The 1036-nt window shown below is 67.1% G+C and carries 2 pseudogenes; both read right to left on the bottom strand.

The annotated features are described in order from the left end of the window. Positions 1-251 (bottom strand): annotated as a pseudogene (locus FUT88_RS25970) (mechanosensitive ion channel family protein); the annotation flags it as partial. Between the two features lie 53 nt (positions 252-304). Then, positions 305-1036, bottom strand: a pseudogene (locus tag FUT88_RS25965) (GGDEF domain-containing protein); the annotation flags it as partial.

Raw genomic sequence — 1036 nt, 5'->3', positions numbered from 1 at the left:
GGCAGATCGATGAAGTACGACCCGGCAAGCAAGGCGGCCAGCGCGATGAACAGCGGATGCGTATCGCGCAGCACCGCGGTGACGAGAATGTCAAAGCGATGGCCGGTACGGCGGGCGCGCGCATCAAGCCGGTTGCAGATCAGGCGCAACACGCTTGACAGCACTGCATACGCCGCGATGACAGTCAACGTGGCGGCGGCCCAATCGCGGGCCGGCACGCGCAGGAAGGTGTGGGCGTTGAGCCACTCCATGGGTTTCTCCGTGCAGACAACACGGATGCTGCGCCGCACATAGCGTGCCTGCGCTACGGCCGCAGCGCTGCCGCCGGGTCGGCGTCAGTCGATACACACACGCGGTTGCGACCCTGACGCTTGGCTTCCATCAGGCCGAGATCGGCATCGGCCAGCAGGCGCGCAAGGTCTTGCCCGGGGCGCAGCGGTGCGGCCCCTGCGCTTACAGTCAGCGGCCCCACGGGCGTTTGCGTGACAGCCACCGCAGTCTTGAGCCGGTCCACCACGGCAAGCGCGCCGGTCAGTCCGCAGCCGGGTAGCAGCACGGCGAATTCGTCGCCACCCAGACGGCCGAACAGGTCGCCCGGACGCAGCACGCCCGCCAGCGCATCAGAGAGTGCGACGAGCGCTTCGTCACCGGCGGCGTGTCCCCACGTGTCGTTGATGGATTTGAAGTGATCGACGTCGAGGTACAGCGCGCACAGCGGCTCGCCATGATGCTGCGCGCGCTCGACCGCGAAGCTGCCGAGTTCGAAGAAGCGCTGCGCGCGAGCATGCCGGTCAGGTGGTCGGTGTTGGCGCGCTCGGCAAGGCTGCGTTCGGCCGCGAAGTGTCGGGCCATCGCGCGCAACAGGTAATGGTGAATGACCGCGGCTGCAGCAATGCAGATCGGCAGATAAAGCACCAGACCGAGCCAGCCGTGGCGGATTGCCGCGGCGGGTTCTGGCGCGAATCAGTAGCTGCGACGATGGGCCCGGCCGTGCAACAGCGCCATGGCAATGCAGAAATCGCGTCGGGATGAGCCA

This window comes from Ralstonia sp. TCR112, assembly GCF_007997035.1.
Lineage (GTDB): Bacteria > Pseudomonadota > Gammaproteobacteria > Burkholderiales > Burkholderiaceae > Ralstonia > Ralstonia edaphi.
The sequence above is the reverse complement of the archived record's forward strand: the minus strand, read 5'-3'. Positions and strand labels throughout refer to the sequence as shown.